General features: G+C 73.0%; 20 protein-coding genes. 8 read left to right on the top strand and 12 right to left on the bottom strand.

The genetic code is table 11. The annotated features are described in order from the left end of the window. Positions 1-12: 12 nt before the first annotated feature. Positions 13-1,260, bottom strand: a complete 1,248-nt coding sequence (locus AB0L45_RS24560; protein WP_365843348.1) for a glycosyltransferase — start codon at positions 1,258-1,260, stop codon at positions 13-15. After that, positions 1,257-2,072: a MerR family transcriptional regulator gene (locus tag AB0L45_RS24555; RefSeq protein WP_365843346.1), complete on the bottom strand. Its 816-nt coding sequence runs from the start codon at positions 2,070-2,072 to the stop codon at positions 1,257-1,259. Before AB0L45_RS24555 ends, AB0L45_RS24560 begins: the two co-directional genes overlap by 4 nt. Positions 2,073-2,409: 337 nt before the next feature. Between AB0L45_RS24555 and AB0L45_RS24550 the strand changes: the two genes are divergently transcribed. The 3 genes from AB0L45_RS24550 (at position 2,410) to AB0L45_RS24540 (ending at position 4,800) form a co-directional block, all read left to right on the top strand. Then, positions 2,410-2,889 carry a hypothetical protein gene (locus tag AB0L45_RS24550; protein WP_365843344.1) on the top strand — a complete coding sequence of 160 codons (480 nt, stop codon included), beginning with the start codon at positions 2,410-2,412 and terminating at the stop codon, positions 2,887-2,889. 6 nt (positions 2,890-2,895) lie between these two features. Further along, positions 2,896-4,191, top strand: coding sequence for a HAMP domain-containing sensor histidine kinase (locus AB0L45_RS24545; RefSeq protein WP_365843342.1), 1,296 nt, complete (start codon positions 2,896-2,898; stop codon positions 4,189-4,191). A 105-nt stretch (positions 4,192-4,296) separates the two neighbouring features. Beyond that, on the top strand, positions 4,297-4,800 hold the full coding sequence (locus AB0L45_RS24540; protein WP_365843340.1) for a DUF1269 domain-containing protein: 504 nt from the start codon (positions 4,297-4,299) through the stop codon (positions 4,798-4,800). Positions 4,801-4,855: 55 nt separating this feature from the next. On the opposite strand, the gene AB0L45_RS24535 is transcribed toward AB0L45_RS24540, so the two are convergent. The 4 genes from AB0L45_RS24535 to AB0L45_RS24520 form a co-directional block, all read right to left on the bottom strand. Beyond that, a complete protein-coding gene (locus AB0L45_RS24535) occupies positions 4,856-5,278 on the bottom strand; it encodes a GntR family transcriptional regulator (RefSeq protein ID WP_365843338.1) in 423 nt (140 codons plus the stop codon). A 106-nt stretch (positions 5,279-5,384) separates the two neighbouring features. After that, positions 5,385-6,389, bottom strand: a complete 1,005-nt coding sequence (locus tag AB0L45_RS24530) for an ABC transporter permease (RefSeq protein ID WP_365843336.1) — start codon at positions 6,387-6,389, stop codon at positions 5,385-5,387. After that, complete coding sequence (locus AB0L45_RS24525; protein WP_365843334.1) at positions 6,386-7,399, bottom strand: ABC transporter ATP-binding protein; 1,014 nt, start codon at positions 7,397-7,399, stop codon at positions 6,386-6,388. The genes AB0L45_RS24530 and AB0L45_RS24525 overlap by 4 nt, the downstream gene beginning before the upstream one ends. Positions 7,400-7,524: 125 nt before the next feature. Then, complete coding sequence (locus AB0L45_RS24520) at positions 7,525-8,049, bottom strand: GNAT family N-acetyltransferase (RefSeq protein WP_365843332.1); 525 nt, start codon at positions 8,047-8,049, stop codon at positions 7,525-7,527. Between the two features lie 217 nt (positions 8,050-8,266). On the opposite strand from AB0L45_RS24520, the gene AB0L45_RS24515 reads away from it, so the two are divergent. The 3 genes from AB0L45_RS24515 (at position 8,267) to AB0L45_RS24505 (ending at position 10,839) form a co-directional block, all read left to right on the top strand. Next, positions 8,267-8,593, top strand: coding sequence for a hypothetical protein (locus tag AB0L45_RS24515; RefSeq protein WP_365843330.1), 327 nt, complete (start codon positions 8,267-8,269; stop codon positions 8,591-8,593). Between the two features lie 138 nt (positions 8,594-8,731). Continuing rightward, on the top strand, positions 8,732-9,538 hold the full coding sequence (locus tag AB0L45_RS24510) for an exodeoxyribonuclease III (protein WP_365843328.1): 807 nt from the start codon (positions 8,732-8,734) through the stop codon (positions 9,536-9,538). Between the two features lie 245 nt (positions 9,539-9,783). Then, complete coding sequence (locus tag AB0L45_RS24505; protein ID WP_365843326.1) at positions 9,784-10,839, top strand: barstar family protein; 1,056 nt, start codon at positions 9,784-9,786, stop codon at positions 10,837-10,839. 1 nt (position 10,840) lies between these two features. On the opposite strand, the gene AB0L45_RS24500 is transcribed toward AB0L45_RS24505, so the two are convergent. Beyond that, positions 10,841-11,692 (bottom strand): methyltransferase domain-containing protein, encoded by an 852-nt coding sequence (locus tag AB0L45_RS24500; RefSeq protein WP_365843324.1) that lies wholly within the window; start codon positions 11,690-11,692, stop codon positions 10,841-10,843. Positions 11,693-11,830: 138 nt separating this feature from the next. Here AB0L45_RS24500 and AB0L45_RS24495 point away from each other — a divergent pair, with 138 nt between their 5' ends. Beyond that, positions 11,831-12,415 (top strand): TetR/AcrR family transcriptional regulator, encoded by a 585-nt coding sequence (locus tag AB0L45_RS24495; RefSeq protein WP_365843322.1) that lies wholly within the window; start codon positions 11,831-11,833, stop codon positions 12,413-12,415. A gap of 12 nt (positions 12,416-12,427) precedes the next feature. Here AB0L45_RS24495 and AB0L45_RS24490 read toward each other — a convergent pair whose 3' ends face one another. The 5 genes from AB0L45_RS24490 to AB0L45_RS24470 form a co-directional block, all read right to left on the bottom strand. Next, positions 12,428-12,640, bottom strand: coding sequence for a DUF397 domain-containing protein (locus AB0L45_RS24490; RefSeq protein WP_365843321.1), 213 nt, complete (start codon positions 12,638-12,640; stop codon positions 12,428-12,430). Between the two features lie 65 nt (positions 12,641-12,705). Next, positions 12,706-13,899, bottom strand: a complete 1,194-nt coding sequence (locus AB0L45_RS24485) for a helix-turn-helix transcriptional regulator (RefSeq protein ID WP_365843319.1) — start codon at positions 13,897-13,899, stop codon at positions 12,706-12,708. Further along, positions 13,896-14,132 carry a DUF397 domain-containing protein gene (locus AB0L45_RS24480; protein WP_365843317.1) on the bottom strand — a complete coding sequence of 79 codons (237 nt, stop codon included), beginning with the start codon at positions 14,130-14,132 and terminating at the stop codon, positions 13,896-13,898. The genes AB0L45_RS24485 and AB0L45_RS24480 overlap by 4 nt, the downstream gene beginning before the upstream one ends. 37 nt (positions 14,133-14,169) lie before the next feature. Beyond that, the gene (locus AB0L45_RS24475; RefSeq protein WP_365843315.1) at positions 14,170-14,379 is read right to left on the bottom strand and encodes a DUF397 domain-containing protein; all 210 of its coding nucleotides are present in this window, start codon (positions 14,377-14,379) and stop codon (positions 14,170-14,172) included. Then, the gene (locus AB0L45_RS24470) at positions 14,376-15,203 is read right to left on the bottom strand and encodes a helix-turn-helix transcriptional regulator (RefSeq protein ID WP_365843313.1); all 828 of its coding nucleotides are present in this window, start codon (positions 15,201-15,203) and stop codon (positions 14,376-14,378) included. The genes AB0L45_RS24475 and AB0L45_RS24470 overlap by 4 nt, the downstream gene beginning before the upstream one ends. 643 nt (positions 15,204-15,846) lie before the next feature. Here AB0L45_RS24470 and AB0L45_RS24465 point away from each other — a divergent pair. Continuing rightward, positions 15,847-15,969, top strand: coding sequence for a hypothetical protein (locus AB0L45_RS24465; RefSeq protein WP_365843311.1), 123 nt, complete (start codon positions 15,847-15,849; stop codon positions 15,967-15,969). Positions 15,970-15,971 lie beyond the last annotated feature (2 nt).

The following is a 15,971-nucleotide window of genomic DNA, read 5'->3' as shown; positions in this document are numbered from 1 at the left end:
CCCGCCCCCGCCTCACACCGGACTCTCCACCGCCTTGAGCACGGCACCCGCGCCGTCCTCCGCCGCCATGCGCCGCGCCACCGCACCGGCGGCGTCGCGATACGAAGGCTCCCGTACGGCGCGCCCGATGGCCTCGGCCAGGTGATCAGCCGCGTTCTCTGCCGCCAGCGCGCGGAACGGCACCGCGTCCGTACCGGCGCCCACCGCGGCCAGCCGGACGGCCCAGAAGGGCTGGTCGGCGGTGACCGGAACCGGCACCGCCGGCACCCCGGCCCGCAGCGCGGCGGCCGTCGTGCCCGCGCCCGCGTGGTGCACCACGGCGGCCGTGCGCGGGAAGAGCAGGGCGTGCGGGACCTCGCCGACGGTCAGGATGTCGGCGCCGTCCGCAGGGGCGGCCAGCCCCGCCCACCCGGACTGGAGCACGCCCCGGACCCCGGCGCGGCGCAGCGCGGCCGCGACGGTCGCCGCCAGCCGTTCGGACGCTCCGTCCTCCCCGCCGCCCGCCGCCATGCTGCCGAAGCCGACGAAGACGGGCGGCGGGCCCGCCGCGAGGAAGTCCTCCAGCGCGGGCGGCAGGGTGGCGTCCGGCGCGGTGTACGGCCACCAGTTGCCGACCAGCTCCAGGCCGGGGCGCCAGTCGGCCGGCCGGGGGACGAGCGCCGCGCTGACGCCGTGCAGGACCGGGCGGCTGTCCGCGTTCCGGCGTCGGCGTACCGCGCGCGCCGAGGCGGGCGGCAGGCCGAGTTGCGCGCGCAGGTCCCGTACCCCGTCCGCGTACAGGCGGTCCACGATCCGGAGGGAGAGGCGGCCCGCGGCGCGGTTGCCCCAGCGGCCGAGCGAGCGGGTGCCGGTGACGACGGGCGGGAAGGCGCCGGTGGGGGCGTTCGGCTGGAGGGGGAGGTCCAGCGAGGGGATACCCAGGGCTTCGGCGACGTGCCGGCCGAGCGGGGCCGTGGTCGCGGACAGGAGCAGCAGATCGGTGCCGGGGGTGGCCGCACCGGCGATGCCCGGCCCGAGCTCCCGGACGAAGGCCGCGGCCCGGCGCATCAGCTCCCGCTTTCCGCCGGGGGCTGCGCCCTGTTCCTTCCTGGGATCGGCGGGCAGCGCCCGGAACTCCAGTCCGGCGGCGCGTACGAGCCGCGCGTACGAGGCGTCGGCGGCCAGGGCGACGCTGTGCCCGGCCTCCCGGAGGCGGGCGCCGAGACCGGTGTACGGGGCGACGTCACCGTACGAACCGGCCGCCGTGACGAGGATTTTCATGACTGCTCCGGAGTGGCTGGGGGTGCGGCTTCTGACGGACCGGCGGCCTGGCGTACCGCGTTGGCGAACACCGCCGTCCGCAGGTAAGCGGCGAGGCCCGGCCGCTGCTGGGACGGCGGTACGACCAGGGCGAAGGCCCGCGGGTCGGCCGCGAAGTCGTCGGCGATCCGGCCGTGCATGTCGGTGGGGCACGGCGTGAACCAGCGGGTGAGGTGGGCGCGGTGCTCCTCGGCCAGGTCCATGGCCCGCTCGCCGTCGGCGGCCTCCCCGGCGTCGAAGGCGGCGAGCAGCCGGTGCCGCCACGCGCCGGCTTCGGCCATGATCCGCGCCCAGTCCTCCTTGGTGTGCGCGGCGGCCCGCGCCATGGACTGCTGGTGGCCCGCGCTGTGCTGCCACTTCAGGTGCGCCTCGGTGGCGTAACTGAGATCGAAGGTGACCTCGCCGAAGACCTCGAAGCGCTCCTCGGGCGTCAGCCGCACGCCCGTACGCTGTACCTCCATCGCCCGCTCGGCGACCTCGACCAGCCGTTGCAGCTCGCTGATCTGCTCGGTGAGCAGGCGGTGCCGGGCGCGCAGCTGGTCCAGCGCGTCGGCCTGCGGGTCCTGGAGGATGGCGGCGATCTCGTCGAGGCCGAAGCCGAGCTGCCGGTAGAAGAGGATCTGCTGGAGACGGGCCAGGTCGGCGTCGTCGTACAGGCGGTAACCGGCGGGGCTGCGGGCGCTGGGGGAGAGCAGGCCGGTCTTGTCATAGTGGTGCAGGGTGCGGACGGTGATGCCCGCGAAGCCGGAGACCTGCCCGACCGAGTACGCCATGGAACCGCCTTTCGTGCCACGGCCCGCCGGGCCGCCGTACGGCCCGTGCCGTACGGGGAAAGGCTGCGGCCTGACGTGAGGGGAGGGTCAAGCGGGGGCTGGGACGGGGCCCGTGATCGGCACCGGTCCGGGCCTCGACCAGGGCCGCCACCAGCAAACCGGCCACCCCGGGCCACCGATGGAACGTCGTTACACGGCCGTGGGGCCGCCGTGAAACAGGCTGCTTAGCGTGGGGGCAATCTGGGCGGACACGGCTACCTTTGTCGTAAAAGCCCACCCGTGGCGCCCCGGCGGCACCCCGGTGCCGCCCGAAGCCACCCAGCCGACCGAGGGACACGTGCGCTCACTCCCCGCGACCGCCTGCGTCGCCGCGATGTCCGCGGCCGCGCTGCTGCTGTCCGGCTGCTCCGACCCGCGCGGCCTGCGGGTGGCGGGCCCCGCCGTGTCCCCCTCGCCGCCGGCCGCGGCCGAGGTCACCGACCCCGTGTACGTCTCCGACGCGGCGCGCCGCCCGTTGCAGCGCCCCGCCTCCTTCGTCCTCGCCGACTCGGTGAGCCTGACCGGTCTGCGCTGGACGTCCTGGGGCGAGGCGACCGCCGAGGCCACCGGAGGGCTCAGCGGCGCCTGGTGCCGGCCCGGGTGCGAGCGGCAGCCGTACGCGGTCAAGGTCACGCTCAGCGGCCTGTTCAAGCAGGAGGGGCAGCACCGGCAGGACCGTCCCGCGTTCTACTCGCGCGCCACGCTGGTCTCCGACCGCCTGTCGCCGCAGAAGGCCGCCGAGCTGGGCAGCATCAGCCTGCACACCCCGGAGTTCTAGGACGTCATGGGGTTGCGCGCCAAGATCGGCATAGCGATCGCCGCCACGGCCGCCGTGGTCGCGGTCCTCATCGGCGTGCTCGTGCACAACCGGACCGTGGACGCGCAGTTCGACCTGGCGGCCGAGTCGATCGACGGCCGGCTGCAGAGCCTGGTGCAGGACCGGGTGGCCGGCATCGACACCGGCCGGGCGATCGTCGACCCGCCCGACCTCCCGGGCCCGCTGAAGGACGCCGTCGCCCACGGCAAGCGCGGCGTCTACCTCGAACCCGACGGCCCCAAGCCGCACCTGTGGGCCGCGACCGAGCTGAACGGCGAGGTCATCGCGCTCAAGCGCCCGTACGTACGGGAGCGCGAGACGCTGCGCAGCCTGGACCGCGTCCTGTTGCTGGCGGGCATCTCGGGCACCGCGCTGGGCTGCGTCGTCGGCCTGCTGGTCGCCCGCCGGCTGGGCCGCCGGCTGACCGCCTCGGCCGGTACCGCCCAGCGGATCGCCGAGGGCGACCTGACCGCGCGGCTGCCGCGCGGCGGCAAGGACGAGATAGCGCAGCTGACCACCGCGGTGAACACCATGGCCGACGCGCTGGCCGCCCGCCTCCAGGCCGAGCGCGAGGTCACCGCGAACATCGCCCACGAGCTGCGCACCCCCGTCGCCGGACTGGTCGCGGCCGCCGGCCTGCTGCCGCCCTCGCGCCCCACCGAGCTGGTCCAGGACCGGGCGCAGCGGGTACGGGGGCTGATGGAGGACGTGCTGGAGGTGGCGCGGCTGGACGCGCGTACCGAGGAGGCCGACACGGAGCTGCGGCCGCTGGGCGAGCTGGCGCGGCGGACGGTGGCGGCGCTGGGCGAGCCGGGCGTGACGGTACGGGTGGTCTCGGACGGGCTGGTGGAGACCGATCCGCGGCGGGTCGAGCGGATCCTCGTCAACCTGGTCGGCAACGCGCTGCGGCACGGCGCGGCCCCGGTGACCGTGGAGGTCGAGCGCGGCGTGCTGCACGTCCACGACAGCGGGCCGGGCTTCCCGGAGGCCCTGCTGGTGCACGGGCCGCAGCGGTTCCGTACGGGCGGCGGCTCGGACGGCCAGGGGCTCGGTCTCGGCCTGACCATCGCGTCCGGGCAGGCGCGGGTCCTGGGCGGGCGGCTGACCTTCGCCAACCCGGAGGGCGGCGGGGCGCGGGCGACGCTGGATCTGAGCGGGGCGGTGCGGTCGTCCGCCGAGGGCACTGCCTCCGAGAGGGGCAGCTCCGAGGACGCTGCCTCCGAGGGCACTGCCTCCGACCGGCCGTCTTCCGAGGGCCCCTGACGTGCGTACGGCCCCGGTCGCGCCAAGAGTGGTGTGAGACGCCCGCACCCGGAGCAGGCGTTCCGGTACCCCACCGTTCGACAGCCGATCACTGGAGCCACCGCGATGGACGAGAACGTGCTCTTCCTGGACCTCACCGACGCCGGTCCGGGCGCGGCGCGGCGCGCCCTGGACGCGCTGCGCCACGAGGACGCCGAACACCGGATCGCGCTGCGCGAGGCCACCGTGATCGCCCGCGACACCGACGGCAACGTCACCTTCCCCGAGAGCGAGGACCACACGGGTACCGCGCGCGGCTTCGCCGTCGGCGGGCTGCTCGGCGGGCTCGTCGGGCTGCTGGGCGGGCCGCTGGGCGCCCTGGCGGGGTTCGGTGCCGGCGGCCTGCTGGGCGGCGTGCACGACGCGCGCCGGGCCAGCGCGGACAACGCGGCCGTGGACATGCTGGCGGCGGAGGTGCCGCCGGGCCGCACGGTCCTGGTCGCGGAGGTCTCGGAGCCGGCCAGGGGCCCGGCCGACGCGGCGCTGGCGGGCCTCGGCCCGGAGATCGTCCGCTACCCGGCGGCCGAGGTCCGCCAGCAGGTGGAAGAGCTGATCGCGGAGAGCCGCTGAGGGGGCATGGGCCGGCGGAAGCCGCGCGCCCTCAGCGGCCGGGGCGCCCCCGCCCTCACCGGCCGGAGGCGCCCGCGTCCTCAGCCGCCGGGTAGCGCTCCGCCACCACCGCGTTCAGCAGCGCCTGCACGTCCTCCCTGGTCAGGCCCTGCGTACGGGCCTTCTCCATCCACGTACGGAGTTCCTCGCGCAGCAGCGCGTCGGAGTCTGCGGCGGACTCGGGCCGGGCCAGTGACCGGCTCACGAACGTGCCCAGGCCGGGCCGCGGCTCCACCAGGCCCTCGCGCTCCAGCTCCCGGTACGCCTTCAGGGTCGTGTTCGGGTTGACCTTCGTCGTGGCCGCGACCTGCGCGGCCGTGGGCAGCCGGTCGCCCTCGACGAGGATGCCCAGCCGCAGGGCCTGCTGGACCTGCTGGACGATCTGGAGGTAGGTGGCGACGCCGCTGCGCCGGTCGATACGGAACTCCACCGCGTTCACCCCCTCCCCGTCTCTCGTGGCCGCCGTGGCCGTGGTGACTTGTGCCCCGGCGTCCGTTTCGGCTCGATGATCGGCCCACTCGCACGGAGTGTCAAAGCGCTGCCGCTCAGAGTGGCCGCCGCCGGGCCCAGCAGACGATGAACACGGTCACCGCCACGGCGAGCGCCAGCAGGATGCCGGTGCCCGCCCACTGCATACCCGCCATCTGGTCGTAGCCGTAATAGTCGGTCGCCCGGCTGACGATGCCCAGCTTCGCGCGGCACGTCTCGCCGGGGTCATCGGTGCAGGTCCCGATGCCGAAGACCCGGCCGTCCGCGGTGGCCAGCCAGTCGTCCATCCGTACGGCGCCGCCGGGCAGCAGCGGGTCGCCCTGGTCGTACGGGTACAGCTTGCGGCGCAGCGGAGCCAGCAGCGGCCACACCCGCTCCGCCCAGACCACGCCCGTACCGAAGCCGAAGACGAAGAGCAGCGCCATGGAAGCGACGACACGGCGCAGGAGCATTCCGACGGCGATGCCGACGACCGTCAGGAACAGGGAGCGCGCGACCGGGAACGGGCCGGTGACCTCCAGCAGGCCGTCGTGGTACCAGTCGCCGAACTCGGCCAGCTCGTGGGCCGGTTCCCACAGCCAGGTGAACGCGGCCGACATCAGCGAGGTGCACACGCACACCAGCAGCAGCGGCACGCCCAGCTTCACCGCGATCCAGCGGCCGCGGGAGACGGACTGGGTGGTGGCCAGCCGGATGGTGCCCTGTTCCTGCTCGGAGGCGATCAGCGGGACGCCGACGAACACGCCGAGCACGACGGGCACGGACTTCAGGAACCCCACGTCCCCGCTGAAGGTGGAGTGGAAGGCGTCCTGGAACCGCATCAGCAGGTCGCCGTCCGCACGTGACGAGCGGCCCATGGTGTGCGGGTGCGCTTCGAGGAAGTCCAGGACGCCCATGCGCTGGTACGCGAAGACCGCGCAGGCCAGGGCGGTGATCGCGAGGCCGAGGAGGAAGGTGCCGCGGTGCCGGCGCCAGACCAGCCAGGTCATGCCGTGCAGGACGCCGCGGCGGGTGGCGGCGTCGTTCCCGGCGCTGTCGGCGGTACGGGTGAGGACGCTCATGCCACGGCCCCCCGGTCGCCGCCGGTACCGGATCCCGTGCCCGATTCCGTACCGGATCCCCTACCCGATTCCGTACCGGACGCCGGTGCCATCCGCGCTTCCTCGGTGATCAGCGGCGGTGCTCCCGGGGAGCGCAGGTAGGCCAGCAAGACTTCCTCCATGTCCGGTTCGGTCGTCTCCCAGGAGTCGGGGAGCGGGCCGCCGGGGCGGATCAGGGCGGTGAACTGCCGCCCGGTGACCCGGGACTCGACGACGGTGTGGCGTTCGGTCAGCTCGGCGGGGACACCGCCGCTGCCCGGCGCGGCCCCCGACGGCTGTGCCAGCCCCGTCACCAGCACATGCCCCGGCACCAGCTCATCCGTCCGCCCGGCCATCCGCAGCCGCCCCTCGGCGAGCACCAGCAGGTAGTCGCACATGTCCGCCATCTCGGAGACCAGGTGCGAGGACATCACCACGGTCGTGCCGTGCTCGGCGGCCTCGGCCAGCAGCAGGCCCGACAGCTCGTGCCGGGCGAGCGGGTCCAGGTCCGCCATCGGCTCGTCCAGCAGGAGCAGCTTCGGCCGCTTGCCGAAGGCGAGCGCGAGCGCGACGCGGGTGCGCTGGCCGCCGGAGAGGGTGGCGATGCGGGCGTCGAAGGGGATCCGGCCGGCGCGGACGATGCGTTCGGCGACCGCGGCGTCCCAGCGCGGGTTCAGTTCCCGCCCCAGGCGCAGGGTCTCGGCGACCGTGAAGCGCGCGTACAGCGGCTTGTCCTGGGCGAGGAAGGCGATGTGCTCCAGTACGGCCGGGTCGCTGACCGGCACGCCGAACAGCCGCAGGGTGCCGGCCGTGGGCCGTACGAGCCGGGTGGCGGTCCCCAGGAAGGTGCTCTTGCCCGCGCCGTTGGGGCCCACCAGCGCGCACACATGGCCCGCCGGGAGCCGGAACGAGCAGTCCCGCAGGGCCCAGCCGCGGCGGTACTTCTTCCCCAGGCCGACCGCCTCGATCGCCCATGGGCTCGGGTCGCTCACCCGAATCCCCCTTTCCACTAGTTCATTAGTGGAATGAGTATGGGGAGCGGCCCGGAGCGCTGTCAACGCGGCCGGCGGACCGGCCCCTCCCGCGCCCCGCCCCGCCCGCCCTGTGTTCCGCCGCCCTACGGGCTGTGCGTCCGGCTACACGTACCGACCGGCGTCCCGGCGTCCCCCACCAGCGGCTTCGCCATGCACCGGCTGTCCTCGTACGTCCGGTACAGGCCGAACTTCGTCACCATCCGGTAGCCGCACGACGCGTACAGCGCCAGCGCCTCGGGCTGCTTGATGCCCGTCTCCAGCACCATCCGGGTGCGGCCCGCGGCGCGCGCGTCCGCCTCCAGGGCCGCCAGGATGCGCCGGGCCAGTCCGCGCCCGCGCGCACCCTCCACCACGAACATCCGCTTGATCTCGGCGTCCCCGTCCGCGTACCCCTCGGGGTTGGCGTCCTGCGTCCGCCAGCCGCCGGTGGCCAGCGGGCGCCCGTCCTCGTAGGCGAGCAGGTACAGGCCGTGCGGCGGCCGGAACATCCCCGGGTCGAGCGGGGTGATGTCGCCTTCGTCGTCGTACCGCTGCGCGTACTCACGCTGCACCAGCCGGTCGAGTGCGACGGCGTCGGGATGGTCGTAGGGGACGGGACGGATCTCCATCCGCCGAATCGTACGGATGTCCGCCCGGCGGGGCGAGAAGTCCAGGTGACGGACCGGTGGCCCCTCTACCGGACCCCGCTTCCGGCCTCTCCTCGCATACGGCGGTTCGGCGGAGCCAAAGCACCCGATGGGGGTGTGTCGGTGCGGAACCGGTCGATCCGGGCGCGGGGCGGGGAACGGCTGCTGCGCCACTGACGCTGAACCGAAGGAGAAAGCCATGCGTCTGCGTCCCGTGCTGGCCACCGCCGCCGCCGTACTCTCGCTGTCCGCAACCGGTGTGACCGGAGCTGCCGTGGCGGCCCCGGCGGACCCCGCGCCGCCGGTCAGCTTCGGCGGTCAGTCCTACGACGACAGCAGCAACGGCGACGGCCGCGGCGAACAGGACTACCCGGGCACCATCGGGTGGGGCCACAAGCCGTACCAGCTGCTCGGCGACCGCGACGGCAGGTACGTGATCACCGCGGTCAACAAGACCGACAGCGACCGGCTGCCGACCTGCTACCGCGACCTGTACGCGACCCCGTCCTCCTCGATCTGCCACTGACCGGGGCGGCTCACCGTGGTGCCCGGCGTTCACCGCGCCGGGCACCGGCCCGCTGACCGGCGCGGATAGCGCCGAATCGTTCCTGCTCTCCCTCATCGCGTAGGCTGCGCTGCCGCCAGCGCGATGAGGGAGCAAGTAGTGCTAACTGTGACAACCGTCAACGTCAACGGCCTGCGCGCCGCGGCCAAGAAGGGCTTCCTGCCGTGGCTGGCGGAGACGGACGCCGACGTGATCTGCCTCCAGGAGGTACGCGCCGAGCCGGACCAGCTGCCGGCCGAGGCCCGTGAGCCCGAGGGCTGGTACACGGTGCACGCCCCGGCGGCCGCCAAGGGCCGGGCCGGCGTCTCCCTCTTCTCGCGCCGCGAGCCCGAGCGCGTACAGGTGGGCTTCGGGTCCGCCGAGTTCGACACCAGCGGCCGGTACGCCGAGATCGACCTGCCCGGTGTGACGGTGGCCAGCCTCTACCTCCCCTCCGGCGACGTCGGCACCGAGCGCCAGGACGAGAAGGAACGCTTCATGGCCGAGTTCCTCCCGTACCTCGCCGCCCTGCGCGAGCGCGCCGCCGCCTCCGGCCGCGAGGTCCTGGTCTGCGGCGACTGGAACATCGCCCACCAGGAGGCCGACCTGAAGAACTGGAAGGCCAACCGGAAGAAGGCCGGCTTCCTCCCCGAGGAACGCGCCTGGCTCAGCCGCGTCCTCGACGAGCACGACGGCGGCTACGCGGACGTCGTCCGCGCCCTCCACCCGGACACCGAGGGCCCGTACTCCTGGTGGTCCTACCGGGGCCGCGCCTTCGACAACGACGCCGGCTGGCGCATCGACTACCACGTCGCCACCCCCGGTCTCGCCACCCGCGCGATCAAGGGCTTCGTCGAGCGCGCCGCCTCCCACGACGCCCGCTGGTCGGACCACGCGCCGGTCACGGTTGTCTACGATCACGGCTGACGCCCGCGCCGTACGGGGCCGGGCGCGCCCGTGACCACAGGAGTGGACCACCGCTGAACCCCCAGCCGACCCACCACTGGCCGCCCGGCCTCACCCGCACCGACACCCCGGCCTACGCGCTGGTCAACACGGACGACGACGCGGTCTGGGCAGTCTGCGCCGACGTCACCGGCCTGTACGCCGACCCGCCCCGCCGCGCGTACGAGCTCCTCGGCTGCGCCCCGGACGGCCCGCTCCTCGACGCGGTGCGGGTCGTCACCGGCACCGGCGCCGGTAGAGGCACGGGCACCGCCACCGCCACCCACACCGACGCCGCCCGGCTCGGCGACATCTGGCTCCGGCCGGAGGCCGACGGCCGATGCCCCGAGGGCTCCGAGGGCTCCGAGCGGCTGGACGCGTGGCGCCTGGTCGACGTACGCGTCACCGGCAGCCGCCCCGACCCCGCCGACGCCGCACGCTGGGACATCACCATCGACGGCGTCGAGGACTTCTACGGTGACCCCGAGGACCCGTACCTCGGAGCGGGTCTCTCCCTGCACGACGAACGCACCTGGCTCGGCCACTGCCGGGACCTGTCGATCGTCCTCCCGCCCGACGAGGACCCCTCGGGCCCGCCCTGCCAACTCCTCGGCTGCGCCCCCAGCGCCGCCCTGGACGCCGCCCTCGCCACCGGCACCCGCCGCTCCCTCTTCCTCGACGAGGCCGAACTCCGCATCCTCGACCACACCGGCGCGGAGCTGACCGACCGCCTGATACCCGCCCCCCATGTCTCCGGCTGGCGCCCGTCCGCCCTCGGTGACGGCCTGCTCGACATCGACCTCACCCAGGCCCCCTTCCCGCAGATCCCCACCTGGGCCCGCCCCCTCCGGACCCGCTGGCTCACCGCACCACCCACCGAGCCGAACCTCTGGGCCGCCTACCCGGCCCGCGAGCGCGAGCAGTGGTTCGACATCGTCCGGGAACGAGGCTGCCGCCGCTCCCGCCACACCCCGGACCGCCCGCCCGGCCATGTCTACGACCTCGACGGCCGCCACATCACCGACGACACCGCCCTGTACTGCGCCCTCGGCGAAGCGATCAACGGTCCCGGCGGCTACTTCGGCGGCTGTCTCAACGCCCTCTCCGACTGCCTGTCCGGCCGCTTCGGCGCCACCACCCCCTTCACCCTCCGCTGGCACCACTCCCACGTGGCCCGCCGACACCTGAGCCACCTCCTGACGCCTGACGGCAGCCGCTACAGCGCCTTCGAGGAGGTGGTGGCCGTGCTGGAGGAGAGGGGGGTGGACGTCGTCCTCATGTGACTCATGTGACCGGCACGGACGCCGTGACCAGCCACGATGTGCTGCGGAGCCGGACTGTGCCGTCCGCCGTCTCGTACGCGCGCAGGTGAGCCGTGAGCGTGTCGCGGGCACGGGCCTGGTCGGCGGCGCCGGCCTGCTCCATGAGGTGGCGGCCGGGGCCGGTGGACAGCAGGAAGTCGGCGGCGTCCTCGGCGCCCTGGCCCCACGTCCCGTACGCCTGCGCCCGGTCCACGGCTATGCCGGTGAACCCGGCCGTGGTGAGGATGGCGCGTACGCGGTCGGGTACGGCCAGGGAGAACATGCCGGGCAGGCCCGGCTGCCCGAAGTCGCCGGCCGGCACGATGCCGCGCAGCGACTCCATCGCCGCGACCCAGTCGTTGAGCCGGGCATCGGCCGGGCAGACGAACGCCAGGCGGCCGCCGGGGCGCAGGGCCCGGCCGATGTTCCCGAAGGCCGCCTCGGGGTCGGCGTAGAACATCACCCCGTAGCGGCTGATCGCCACATCGAACGAGGCCGCCCCGAAGTCATGGGTCTGCGCATCGCCTTGCACGAAAGCCACGTTGGCGACGCCCTCCCGCTCCGCGCGGGCCTGCGCCTCGGTGAGCATCGGGCCGGACAGATCGAGGCCCAGCGCGTGTCCCCGGGGCGCCCTGAGTGCGGCGAGGCGGGTGGTCTGGCCGGAGCCGCAGCCGAGGTCGAGGACCCGGTCGGTGGCGGTGATCCGGGCGGCGTCGAGCAGCGGCTCGTCGAAGCCGCCGTTCACGGCGTTCCAGCGGTCCTGGTTGCGGGCCCAGTGGACGCCTTCGGGGCCGTTCCATGCCTGCGCCTGCTCGGTGTTGACGATGTCCGGCACGAGTGCCTCCTCGGGAGGGCGACGGAGAATGGGCGTACGCCCAAACAGTATGGGCACATGCCCAAACTGGCAATCGGCGTTACGATTTCCCCTGTCACGCCCCTGGTGGGCGGTGCGGACGGAACGGAAGGCGGACCCATGTCACCGCGCGGAGTGGCAACCCCGGACGTGGCCGAGCGGCTGTTCGCGGCCGCCGAACGCATCGTGGTCAGGGACGGCCCTGGCGCACTCACCAGCCGGGCCGTCACGACCGAGGCCGGCTGCTCCAAGGGGCTGCTGCACGCGCACTTCGCGGGCCTCGACGCGTTCGTGGCCGAACTGTGCCTCGACCGGTTCGCGCGGACGGCCGAGAAGGCGCGAGCGCTGTCGGAACGGGTCGGGCAGCACACGGTGAGACACAACCTCGAAGCCGTCGCCCTCGCCCTGCTCGACTCCGGCGGCCCCGCCATCTCGGGACTCGCCATGACCCGCCCCGCCGCCACGGCACGCATCCGCGAGGCGCTCGCGGGCGGAGCCCCCGGCTTCGACGCGATCCAGGACGCCATCACCGGCTACCTGAAGGCGGAACAGTCCCACGACCGGCTCCCGCCGACCCTCGACCCCCACAGCGTGGCCCTCGCCATCGTCGGCGCCGCCCACCACGTGCTGATGACCACGTGGCCGGGCGCGCCCGACCCGCGTCCTTCGATCACCCGCCTGGTGAAGGCGTTGGTGGAGGAATAAGGGCGGCGCGCCTCAGCCGGCGAAGCTGCCGGACTTGACGCCCGCGATGAATTCCGCGAAGGCGGAGGGGGTGAAGGTGAGGACGGGGCCGCGCGGGTTCTTGCTGTCGCGGACGGGGATGGTGCCGGGTGTTTCGGTGGTCGAGGGGGACCATTCCAGGCAGTTGCCGCCGTCTGGACTGCTGTGGCTGGACTTGGTCCAGGAGTACGTCAGGCAGGGCGTCACGGTGCCTCCACGAGCTGTCTGGCCGTACGGGCCGCGGCGAGCGCGCTCACCTGCGTGTTCGGTCCCTAGAGGCTGATGCCTGAGAGCTTGGACAGGCGCAGCAGCTCGGGCTTGCTACGCCGGTGCAGGGACGACAGTACGCGGAACACCTCCCGCGCCGTGGGGTGAATGCGCGCCATCTGAGGGGCCGCGTCCCATGCGGCGCTCAGGCTCTCCAGCGCTCCGTCGCGGTCGCCCACGTCGAGCTGGGCGCGGGCAAGGTTCATCCTGGTCGGGCCGACGCGGGTGGCGGGCAGACCCGTCAGGGCCGTGTCGAGGTCTTCCGCCACCTCCAGGGCCTCACGAGGACGGCCCAGGTCGAGACGGGTGGCGAGTACGTGGGTGGTGGTGTTCCGCGGCCCGAAAATCATGTTGTGCCGGTGCCAGTCCCGGTCGTCGAACCACTCGGCAGCTTCCCACGCGGACGCGATGTGCCGCTCGGCCTCCCGCCGGCCCTCCTGCTTGTCGTGCAGGCGCCCGGCCAGGGTCATGCCGCGCAGGTTCAGCACGCCCACCGCGAAGGCGCGCTCCTGCCCGGACAGGCCGGACTGGGCCTGCGCGATGGCACGGTCGACGATCGTCAGCCCGCCCTCGAAGTCACCGCCGTTGAGGTACGCGCCGGCCCGGTCGCGGGCGGCGATCGCCACTCCCAGCGGGTCGGGCTTCTGCTCGACGGCCCAGCGCTGCCGGGTCACGGCCAGCTCGGCCATGTCCATCCAGCGGTGCCGGGCGGCCAGCCAGTACACGGTGCTGTAGACCTCGGACAGCGCCATCCACGCGTCCACCGTGTTGACGTCGTGTGCGTAAGTGGTGGCACTCCTGAGCAACTGGGGAAGCAGCGCCAGCAGTCGGTCGACTTCTGCGGCGTCGCGGTGCTGCCGGGCGGTTTCCAGGGCTGCGAGTATGCCGTTCTCGTGAACTTCGTGGCGTCCGGGTAGATCGTAGTCCCGGATCGCGGAGTGGAGAGCGGCCACCCGCTGCTCGTCACCCTGGGAGACCGAAGCCCGGCCCAGCACATCGGCCATGCTGAGCCCCATCGGTTTCCCCAGGGCCGCCGCTACGGCCGGTGCCAGAGCCCTGTCCCCCGCTTCGATCCTGGACAGGAGGGAGGCAGAAATGCCCGCCTGTCTGGCCAGTTGCGTCCGGGACAGCCCGCGCGTGTTACGGAGCGCCGCGAGGTTCGCGCCCGGTGCGAGGAGCGTGTGCGGCGCGTCCGTCACTGCCGGGGGCCGGAGTACGCGTCGGCCTTGACGCCCGCGATGAATTCCGCGAAGGCGGAGGGGGTGAAGGTGAGGACGGGGCCGCGTGGGTTCTTGCTGTCGCGGACGGGGATGGTGCCGGGTGTTTCGGTGGTCGAGGGGGACCATTCCAGGCAGTTGCCGCCGTCTGGACTGCTGTGGCTCGACTTGGCCCACGAAGGACTTTGGGGCGGGGTCGTGATGTGCCGGGTCACGATGCCTCCATGGGCTGCTCGTTGGTACGAACCGTGTTCAGGTGGAGAATGCGTCGGCCTTGACGCCTGCAATGAATTGAGCGAACGAGCGGGCGGGGAAGGTGAGGACGGGGCCGCGCGGGTTCTTGCTGTCGCGGACCGGGACGGCGCCTGTCGCTTCGGCGGTTGCGGGCGACCACTCCACGCAGTTGCCGCCCTCCGCGCTGGTGTAGCTCGACTTCACCCACCGAGTCGGCTCGATGTTCACGTAAGTTTCTCCATCTGCTCAGCGATCAGGCGTGCGCTCTCCCGTGCGGACAATGCGTCGCCGGTCAGTTCATCGTAGGTCCGCAGAGCCGTTCGAACATGGTCCGCGTCATCCACGATGCCGGCGGTACGGAAGTTCTCCACGCAGACGGAGACGGAGTGACTGGGTGAGGTGATGAGCGTCACCGGCCAGTCGCTGAACAGGTGGGCTGGAGCGTCCAAGGGGAGGATCTGAACGCGGACGGTGGGCCGCGCTCCGGCTTCGAGCAGGGCTTTCAGTTGGCGTCGCATGGCCTCGGGCGGGCAGATGCGACGACGCAGGACGGACTCGCACAGCACCAGTCGAACATCCGGGGGCGTATCTCCGTCCAGTACGGCCTTTCTTGCCAACCGATCGTTCACGAACGCTGAGACTTCTCGCGTGCCGGCTCGTGGGAATCCGCCCTTGAACACGGAACGCGCGTAATCGGCTGTCTGGAACAACCCTGGCACGAGTGTCGGCGACCACTCCCGGATGACCACGGCGGCGCGCTCCAGGGTCATGCGTCGCCGGTAGAGCGTAGGGAAGGAGGAGGCAACTGCCTCCTCGTGCAGCCGCTTGAACTTCCCGTCCGTTCCGAAGACCTCGTCCAACAGCGGCGGAAGGTCCGGCGGGATCGCCCCCTGGCACGTCTCCACGCGCGAGATCGTGCTCTTGGACGTACGGAGCAGTCTGGCCAGGTGGGCCTGCGTCAGCGGTGCCGGGTCGTGGAGTTCGCGTGCGCTGCGGCATTCCTCGGCGAACTCTCGGCGTGGGTCTTCGGGGGTGTCGGTCTCTTCGTCCACGATTCTCCCGACTCAAGGTCTGGTCATGGCTCAGGGGGAGGGCGTTTCCGGTGGTCAGCGGCGCGTGCATATGCCGCAGGGCCCAGCCGTCAGGTTGGGCGCCCGAATCCCCCCAGACTACTGAGCGTTGCGTCACGCTGTAACCAGTTGGCCGCACTGAGTAAGTGTGCGATTCAGGAACAGATGAGGGACTGCCCATGGGAGTCAGGGAAAGGCGTGGCGCGGCCGTGGAAGGCCCGTACGCGGTCCGGGAATGGGAGCCGGTACCGGTGTCCGGCTGTGACGTGTGCGCGTCCGCGTACGGGGACCGGGAGGCTGCTCGGGGCGATGGGCGGCCGCTCACCGTGCTGAGCTGCAACGGTGTCATGGCCGGTCACCCTCACGGGCGAGAGGGCCGGACGTGACGGCCCCGCGCGGGACTCAGGGGGCCGCCGGAGAGTGCCCCGGGTGTGCGGAGTTGGCGCGTGCGCTCGTCGTCGCGCTGAAGGCCGGGGACCGGTCCAAGGCGACCGACTGCCAAGTCCTGATCCGCCGGCACCCCCAGCACGGCGAATCGCCCACCAGCGCGGTATCCCGCTCGCAATAGGGCGCGTCCGTGAACCCGCGGTCGCGTCACGCACAACAGCCAGGAGGCATCCGTACGATGACCACAACTCCCCGCAGCCTCGGAGGCGACAAACTCCCCGGCGAGCCGTACCCCGGACCGCACCAGCCGCCCACGCCCGACGGCGGCCCCGGTGTTCCCAACCCGCCCAAGGGCGCGTAGCC

The organism is Streptomyces sp. NPDC052496 (genome assembly GCF_040679095.1).
GTDB lineage: Bacteria > Actinomycetota > Actinomycetes > Streptomycetales > Streptomycetaceae > Streptomyces.
The sequence above is the reverse complement of the archived record's forward strand: the minus strand, read 5'-3'. Positions and strand labels throughout refer to the sequence as shown.

Bases quoted from the DNA above. Each gene is read 5' to 3' on its own strand.
- AB0L45_RS24495 (WP_365843322.1), top strand. From the start codon at position 11,831: ATGTCACCGCGCGGAGTGGCAACCCCGGACGTGGCCGAGCGGCTGTTC.
- AB0L45_RS24520 (WP_365843332.1), bottom strand. From the start codon at position 8,049: ATGGAGATCCGTCCCGTCCCCTACGACCATCCCGACGCCGTCGCACTC.
- AB0L45_RS24515 (WP_365843330.1), top strand. From the start codon at position 8,267: ATGCGTCTGCGTCCCGTGCTGGCCACCGCCGCCGCCGTACTCTCGCTG.
- AB0L45_RS24465 (WP_365843311.1), top strand. From the start codon at position 15,847: ATGACCACAACTCCCCGCAGCCTCGGAGGCGACAAACTCCCCGGCGAG.
- AB0L45_RS24530 (WP_365843336.1), bottom strand. From the start codon at position 6,389: ATGAGCGTCCTCACCCGTACCGCCGACAGCGCCGGGAACGACGCCGCC.
- AB0L45_RS24555 (WP_365843346.1), bottom strand. From the start codon at position 2,072: ATGGCGTACTCGGTCGGGCAGGTCTCCGGCTTCGCGGGCATCACCGTC.
- AB0L45_RS24540 (WP_365843340.1), top strand. From the start codon at position 4,297: ATGGACGAGAACGTGCTCTTCCTGGACCTCACCGACGCCGGTCCGGGC.
- AB0L45_RS24545 (WP_365843342.1), top strand. From the start codon at position 2,896: ATGGGGTTGCGCGCCAAGATCGGCATAGCGATCGCCGCCACGGCCGCC.
- AB0L45_RS24560 (WP_365843348.1), bottom strand. From the start codon at position 1,260: ATGAAAATCCTCGTCACGGCGGCCGGTTCGTACGGTGACGTCGCCCCG.